The organism is Enterobacter sp. NFIX58 (assembly GCF_900110475.1).
GTDB classification, from domain to species: Bacteria; Pseudomonadota; Gammaproteobacteria; order Enterobacterales; family Enterobacteriaceae; genus Enterobacter; species Enterobacter quasiroggenkampii.
This window is the reverse complement of sequence record NZ_FODW01000004.1, coordinates 508,412-515,212: the sequence shown is the minus strand read 5'-3', so window position 1 is coordinate 515,212 and position 6,801 is coordinate 508,412. Positions and strand designations below refer to the sequence as shown.

The following is a 6,801-nucleotide window of genomic DNA, read 5'->3' as shown; positions in this document are numbered from 1 at the left end:
ATGTGTTAGGCCTGCCGCCAGCGTTCAATCTGAGCCATGATCAAACTCTTCAATTTAAGTTTGATGCTCGTGAATTAAACTTCGTAATGAATTACGCATGTTCACTCAGAGACTTGGTATTCATTTATTGTCCGAAGACATTAAGAATCCATGTCACTTTGAGTGCCCACACAGATTGTCTGATAAATTGTTAAAGAGCAGTGCAACGCGGCTTTCGCTCACCGTTGCGAGGTGGCGTATATTACGCTTTCCTCTTTCAGAGTCAACCCGTTATTTCAGGATTTTTTCTCTTCAACCTACCGCGTTGTCTGTGAAGTGTTTCACATCCGCCGTGTCGATGGAGGCGCATTATAGGGGGCCGCCGAGGAATGACAAGCGGAAAAATGCATTTTTATTTCAACCGCTCATCTTTTCACCAGAAAGGCTATTTTTGGTGCTTTTTAATCTCTTTTGGCAGCTCGGCCAGACTATTAATCACCCAATCCGCCGCATTCTCAGCTTCTGGCGTCACAGGCTTGCCGGTGCGCACTAATATTTTGGTCCCTACACCCGCTGCTGCAGCTGCCTGCATATCTTCCAGTTTATCGCCCACCATATAAGAAGCCGCCATATCAATGTGCAGGAACTCCTGCGCAGAGATGAACATTCCCGGATGCGGCTTACGGCAATCACAGGTCTGACGATATTCTTCTACGGTTCCCTGTGGGTGATGCGGACAATAGTAGATGCCATCGAGATCCACACCGCGGTCGGCCAGTGACCAGTCCATCCATTCCGTCAGCGTCTCAAACTGCGCTTCGGTAAATTTACCGCGTGCAATACCGGACTGGTTCGTCACCACCACCAGCGCATAGCCCATCTCTTTCAGCTGGCGCATGGCATCTATTACGCCCTCGATAAACTCGAACTCATCAATCTCATGGACATAACCGTGATCCACATTAATAGTGCCGTCACGATCGAGGAAAATTGCGGGTACTGATTTTGCCACCGGTTTGCTCCTGAAAAAGGCATGTTCGACTAGTATCTCATGAATCGCAGCGCAATAAAGTGCTCATCGTACAGAGTTGGATTGATTTAGACGTCTGGATGCCTTAACATCCGTTTTGTTTACGGTCATCACCCGTATCTGGCAGAAGAAAATGCCACGGCTAACTTACATACGATAAAAATAATCTAATGATTAAACTTTCCAATATCACCAAAGTGTTCCAGCAGGGGAACCGAACCATTCAGGCGCTGAACAACGTCAGCCTGCATGTTCCTGCTGGTCAAATTTATGGCGTCATTGGCGCATCGGGTGCAGGTAAAAGCACGCTGATCCGTTGTGTTAACCTGCTTGAGCGCCCAACCCAGGGCAGCGTAGAAGTTGGCGGCCAGGAACTTACCGCCCTTTCAGAGAAAGAACTCACCAAAGCGCGTCGTCAGATTGGCATGATTTTCCAGCACTTTAACCTGCTGGCCTCCCGCACCGTGTTCGGCAACGTTGCCTTACCGCTTGAGCTGGATAACACGCCGAAAGAAGAAGTGAAGCGTCGCGTCACCGAGCTGCTCGACCTCGTGGGTCTGGGCGACAAACAGGATAGCTACCCGGCAAATCTGTCCGGTGGGCAAAAACAACGTGTGGCCATTGCCCGCGCGCTGGCAAGCAATCCTAAGGTACTGCTGTGCGATGAAGCCACCAGCGCACTGGATCCGGCAACCACGCGTTCGATTCTGGAACTGCTGAAGGACATTAATCGTCGCCTGGGCCTGACGATCCTCCTTATTACGCATGAGATGGACGTGGTGAAACGCATCTGTGACTGCGTGGCGGTCATCAGCAACGGTGAACTGATCGAGCAGGACACGGTAAGTGAAGTGTTCTCGCATCCGAAAACCCCGCTGGCGCAGCAGTTCATCCAGTCCACGCTGCATCTGGATATTCCGGAAGACTATCTGGAGCGTTTGAAAACCGAACCCGCTGCTGACAGCGTCCCGATGCTGCGCATGGAGTTCACCGGTCAGTCCGTTGATGCTCCCCTGCTTTCCGAAACCGCACGTCGCTTTAACGTGAACAACAACATCATCAGCGCGCAGATGGATTACGCCGGTGGCGTCAAGTTCGGCATCATGCTGACAGAAATGCACGGCACACAAGAAGAAACCCAGGCAGCCATTGCCTGGCTGCAAGAACATCACGTAAAAGTAGAGGTACTGGGTTATGTCTGAGCCGATGATGTGGCTGCTGGTTCGCGGCGTTTGGGAAACGCTGGCAATGACCTTTGTCTCTGGCTTCTTTGGTTTTGTGATTGGCCTGCCGGTCGGCGTGTTGCTGTACGTGACGCGTCCGGGTCAAATCATTGAGAACGCGAAGCTGTACCGTACGCTCTCTGCGCTGGTGAATATTTTCCGTTCTATCCCGTTCATTATTTTACTGGTGTGGATGATTCCGTTTACCCGCGTGATCGTCGGAACGTCTATCGGTCTCCAGGCGGCGATCGTTCCGCTGACCGTTGGCGCTGCGCCGTTTATCGCCCGTATGGTGGAAAACGCCCTGCTGGAAATCCCAACCGGTTTGATCGAAGCTTCCCGTGCGATGGGTGCCACACCGATGCAGATCGTCCGCAAGGTTCTGCTGCCGGAGGCACTGCCAGGGCTGGTGAATGCGGCAACCATTACGCTTATCACCCTGGTCGGTTATTCGGCGATGGGCGGTGCCGTAGGCGCGGGCGGTTTAGGTCAGATTGGTTACCAGTACGGCTATATTGGATATAACGCGACCGTGATGAATACCGTTCTGGTATTGCTGGTTGTGCTGGTTTACTTAATCCAGTTCTCTGGCGATCGCATCGTCCGGGCTGTTACGCATAAATAACGTTACACACAACACAAACTCTACGAGTTAAGGATAAAACATGGCGTTTAAATTAAAGACCTTCGCAGCAGTAGGCGCGCTGATCGGCTCTCTGGCACTGGTGGGTTGCGGTCAGGACGAAAAGGATCCAAACCACATTAAAGTGGGCGTTATCGTAGGTGCAGAACAGCAGGTTGCGGAAGTTGCTCAGAAAGTGGCAAAAGAGAAGTATGGCCTGGACGTGGAGCTGGTGACCTTCAACGATTACGTTCTGCCGAACGAAGCGCTGAGCAAAGGCGATATCGACGCGAACGCCTTCCAGCATAAGCCATACCTGGACCAGCAGATCAAAGATCGCGGCTATAAACTGGTGGGTGTCGGTAACACCTTCGTTTATCCGATTGCCGGTTACTCTAAGAAAATTAAATCACTGGACGAACTGCAGCCGGGCTCTCAGGTTGCCGTGCCTAACGACCCAACTAACCTTGGTCGTTCCCTGCTGCTGCTGCAGAAAGTGGGCCTGATCAAACTGAAAGACGGTGTTGGCCTGCTGCCAACCGTTCTGGACGTCACCGAGAACCCGAAAAATCTGAAAATCGTTGAACTGGAAGCACCGCAGCTGCCACGTTCTCTGGACGATGCGCAGATTGCTCTGGCCGTTATCAACACCACGTACGCCAGCCAGATTGGCCTGACGCCAGCCAAAGACGGTATCTTCGTTGAAGATAAAGACTCCCCGTACGTTAACCTGATCGTGACTCGCGAAGACAACAAGGACGCGGAAAACGTGAAGAAATTCGTTCAGGCCTATCAGTCAGACGAAGTTTACCAGGAAGCCAACAAAGTGTTTAACGGCGGCGCTGTTAAAGGCTGGTAATCTCACCTCAGTGTAATATCATCAGGACGGGCTTATGCCCGTCTTGTCATTTGTGCAGTCAACTGATTCAATATCTGACGTTTTGATTATCCATTGAGGAAATATTATGCGTGCTTTACCGATCTGTCTTTTAGCACTCATGCTGAGCGGCTGTTCTATGCTAAGCAGATCTCCCGTTGAACCTGTTCAAAGCACGGCAACCCCGCCAAAGACCGAGCCTGCGAAACCGAAAGTGGTTCGCCCTGCGCCGGTTCGCATTATCACGAAAGCGGACGAACTCGTCGGTAAACCGTTCCGTGAACTGGGCGAAGTGAGCGGCGAATCCTGTCAGGCGACTAATCAGGACTCACCACCGAATATTCCGACTGCGCGTAAACGCATGCAGATTAATGCCGCAAAAATGAAAGCTAACGCGGTCCTGCTGCACAGCTGTGAAGTCACCAGCGGCACGCCGGGCTGCTACCGTCAGGCGGTGTGCATCGGTTCTGCGCTGAATATCACGGCGAAATGAGTGCATTTCAGTTCGAGCAGATAGGCGTTATCCACTCTCCTTATAAAGAGAAGTTCGCCGTCCCCCGCCAGCCCGGTCTTGTCACCAGCGGACGCGGTGAGCTTCACCTGATTGCGCCTTACAATCAGGCCGATGCGGTACGCGGGCTCGAGGCGTTCAGCCATCTGTGGGTGGTGTTCGTGTTTCACCAGACGATGGAAGGCGGCTGGCGTCCTACCGTGCGTCCTCCTCGTCTTGGCGGCAATGCGAGAATGGGGGTGTTTGCGACGCGCTCGACCTTTCGTCCAAACCCGGTTGGCATGTCGCTGGTTGAACTGAAAGGCATACGCTGCCAGAAAGATCAGGTGATACTCGAGTTAGGTAGCCTGGACCTGGTCGACGGCACGCCGGTGATCGACATCAAACCCTATTTGCCCTTCGCCGAAGCCCTTCCGGACGCGCGTGCAAGCTATGCCCAGGACGCACCACCGGCGGATATGCCGGTGTATTTTACCCCTGAGCTCGCCTCGCTGCTCGGTCAACTGGAGAAACGCTATCCTCGCTTACGGGATTTCATCACCGAAGTGCTGGCACAGGACCCACGTCCGGCCTACCGTAAAGAAGAGGAAGCGGGAAAAACGTACGCCGTCTGGCTGCTGGATTTTAACGTTCGCTGGCGCGTCACCGGGGCAGGTTTTGAAGTGTTTGCCCTGGAACCCAGGTAATTTTGTTCTCCTCTCTTTTGGCATCTTTGCCACACTGGTAAACTAAACCACTTTTTTTGTGTCAGGCTGGTGTTTCAGCCTGTTCCAATCGTCGAAATGGAACCGTAACAACATGCGTACTAGCCAATATCTGCTCTCCACTCTGAAGGAGACGCCTGCCGACGCCGAAGTGATCAGCCATCAGCTGATGCTGCGCGCCGGGATGATCCGCAAGCTGGCCTCCGGGTTATACACCTGGCTGCCGACCGGCGTGCGCGTCCTGAAAAAAGTCGAAAATATCGTGCGTGAAGAGATGAACAACGCCGGTGCTATCGAGGTGTCCATGCCTGTGGTTCAGCCCGCTGACCTGTGGCAGGAGAGTGGCCGTTGGGAACAATATGGCCCTGAACTGCTGCGCTTCGTCGATCGCGGCGAGCGTCCGTTTGTTCTCGGCCCAACGCATGAAGAAGTCATTACCGACCTGATTCGTAATGAGCTGAGCTCTTACAAACAGCTGCCGCTGAACTTCTTCCAGATCCAGACCAAGTTCCGTGACGAAGTTCGCCCACGTTTCGGCGTTATGCGCTCTCGCGAATTCCTGATGAAAGATGCCTACTCTTTCCATACCTCTCAGGAATCCCTGCAAGAGACGTACGACGCAATGTACGCGGCATACAGCAAAATCTTCTCCCGCATGGGTCTGGATTTCCGCGCGGTGCAGGCTGATACCGGCTCCATCGGCGGTAGCGCATCCCATGAATTCCAGGTTCTGGCGCAGAGCGGTGAAGACGATGTGATCTTCTCTGACTCCTCTGATTACGCGGCGAACATCGAATTTGCAGAAGCGCTGGCACCAAAAGAACCGCGTGCTGCGGCAACGCAAGAGATGACGCTGGTTGATACGCCAAACGCGAAAACCATTGCCGAGCTGGTTGAGCAGTTCAACCTGCCGATCGAAAAAACCGTTAAGACCCTGCTGGTGAAATCCACCGAAGGGAGCGCTTACCCGCTGGTTGCCCTGCTGGTGCGTGGCGATCACGAGCTGAACGAAGTGAAAGCCGAGAAGCTGCCGCAGGTCGCCAGCCCGCTGACGTTCGCCACGGAAGCGGAAATCCGCGCCGTGGTCAATGCTGGGCCAGGTTCTCTCGGTCCGGTGAATATGCCGGTGCCTGTTGTTATTGACCGCACGGTAGCCGCGATGAGCGACTTCTCCGCTGGTGCGAACATCGACGGTAAACACTACTTCGGCATCAACTGGGATCGCGACGTGGCGACGCCGGAAGTGGCTGACATCCGTAACGTGGTCGCAGGCGACCCAAGCCCGGACGGTCAGGGTACCCTGATGATCAAGCGCGGTATCGAAGTGGGTCACATCTTCCAGCTGGGCGATAAATACTCGCGCGCGCTGAACGCCGCCGTTCAGGGTGAAGATGGCCGTAACCAGATCCTGACCATGGGTTGCTACGGTATCGGGGTGACGCGCGTGGTAGCTGCGGCGATTGAGCAGAACTACGACGAGCGCGGCATCGTCTGGCCGGACAACATCGCGCCGTTCCAGGTCGCTATTCTGCCAATGAACATGCACAAGTCTTACCGCGTACAGGAGCTGGCCGAGAAGCTGTATGCCGAGCTGCGTGCGCAGGGTATCGAAGTGCTGATGGATGACCGTAAAGAGCGTCCGGGCGTGATGTTTGCCGATATGGAACTGATCGGTATCCCACACACCGTCGTGATCGGCGACCGTAACCTCGATAGCGACGAGATTGAATACAAATACCGTCGCAGCGGCGAAAAACAGATGATCAAGACCGGCGACATTCTTAATTACCTGGTGAAAGCCATCAAAGGCTAAACAAAAAACCCCGCTCAGGCGGGGTTTTTTAATGGCGCTACG

At 53.8% G+C, this 6,801-nt stretch carries 7 protein-coding genes; 6 read left to right on the top strand and 1 reads right to left on the bottom strand.

Annotation, left to right across the window (positions count from 1 at the left end; translation table 11 throughout):
- Nucleotides 1-424: 424 nt before the first annotated feature.
- Nucleotides 425-991, bottom strand: coding sequence for a D-glycero-beta-D-manno-heptose 1,7-bisphosphate 7-phosphatase (gene gmhB / locus BMW97_RS18715; RefSeq protein WP_045907848.1), 567 nt, complete (start codon nucleotides 989-991; stop codon nucleotides 425-427).
- 188 nt (nucleotides 992-1,179) lie between these two features.
- Here gmhB and metN point away from each other — a divergent pair, with 188 nt between their 5' ends.
- From metN to proS, 6 genes are all read left to right on the top strand, one after another.
- A complete protein-coding gene (metN, locus tag BMW97_RS18710) occupies nucleotides 1,180-2,211 on the top strand; it encodes a methionine ABC transporter ATP-binding protein MetN (RefSeq protein WP_045907847.1) in 1,032 nt (343 codons plus the stop codon).
- Complete coding sequence (locus BMW97_RS18705; protein WP_003856130.1) at nucleotides 2,204-2,857, top strand: methionine ABC transporter permease MetI; 654 nt, start codon at nucleotides 2,204-2,206, stop codon at nucleotides 2,855-2,857. Before metN ends, BMW97_RS18705 begins: the two co-directional genes overlap by 8 nt.
- A 40-nt stretch (nucleotides 2,858-2,897) precedes the next feature.
- Nucleotides 2,898-3,713, top strand: coding sequence for a methionine ABC transporter substrate-binding lipoprotein MetQ (gene metQ / locus BMW97_RS18700; RefSeq protein WP_014168729.1), 816 nt, complete (start codon nucleotides 2,898-2,900; stop codon nucleotides 3,711-3,713).
- Nucleotides 3,714-3,819: 106 nt separating this feature from the next.
- Nucleotides 3,820-4,224, top strand: a complete 405-nt coding sequence (gene rcsF, locus BMW97_RS18695) for an Rcs stress response system protein RcsF (RefSeq protein WP_008501883.1) — start codon at nucleotides 3,820-3,822, stop codon at nucleotides 4,222-4,224.
- On the top strand, nucleotides 4,221-4,928 hold the full coding sequence (tsaA, locus tag BMW97_RS18690) for a tRNA (N6-threonylcarbamoyladenosine(37)-N6)-methyltransferase TrmO (protein WP_045907846.1): 708 nt from the start codon (nucleotides 4,221-4,223) through the stop codon (nucleotides 4,926-4,928). Before rcsF ends, tsaA begins: the two co-directional genes overlap by 4 nt.
- Before the next feature lie 112 nt (nucleotides 4,929-5,040).
- On the top strand, nucleotides 5,041-6,759 hold the full coding sequence (gene proS / locus BMW97_RS18685) for a proline--tRNA ligase (protein WP_045907845.1): 1,719 nt from the start codon (nucleotides 5,041-5,043) through the stop codon (nucleotides 6,757-6,759).
- Nucleotides 6,760-6,801: the final 42 nt, after the last annotated feature.

Bases quoted from the DNA above. Each gene is read 5' to 3' on its own strand.
- BMW97_RS18705 (WP_003856130.1), top strand. From the start codon at position 2,204: ATGTCTGAGCCGATGATGTGGCTGCTGGTTCGCGGCGTTTGGGAAACG.
- metQ (WP_014168729.1), top strand. From the start codon at position 2,898: ATGGCGTTTAAATTAAAGACCTTCGCAGCAGTAGGCGCGCTGATCGGC.
- proS (WP_045907845.1), top strand. From the start codon at position 5,041: ATGCGTACTAGCCAATATCTGCTCTCCACTCTGAAGGAGACGCCTGCC.
- metN (WP_045907847.1), top strand. From the start codon at position 1,180: ATGATTAAACTTTCCAATATCACCAAAGTGTTCCAGCAGGGGAACCGA.
- rcsF (WP_008501883.1), top strand. From the start codon at position 3,820: ATGCGTGCTTTACCGATCTGTCTTTTAGCACTCATGCTGAGCGGCTGT.
- tsaA (WP_045907846.1), top strand. From the start codon at position 4,221: ATGAGTGCATTTCAGTTCGAGCAGATAGGCGTTATCCACTCTCCTTAT.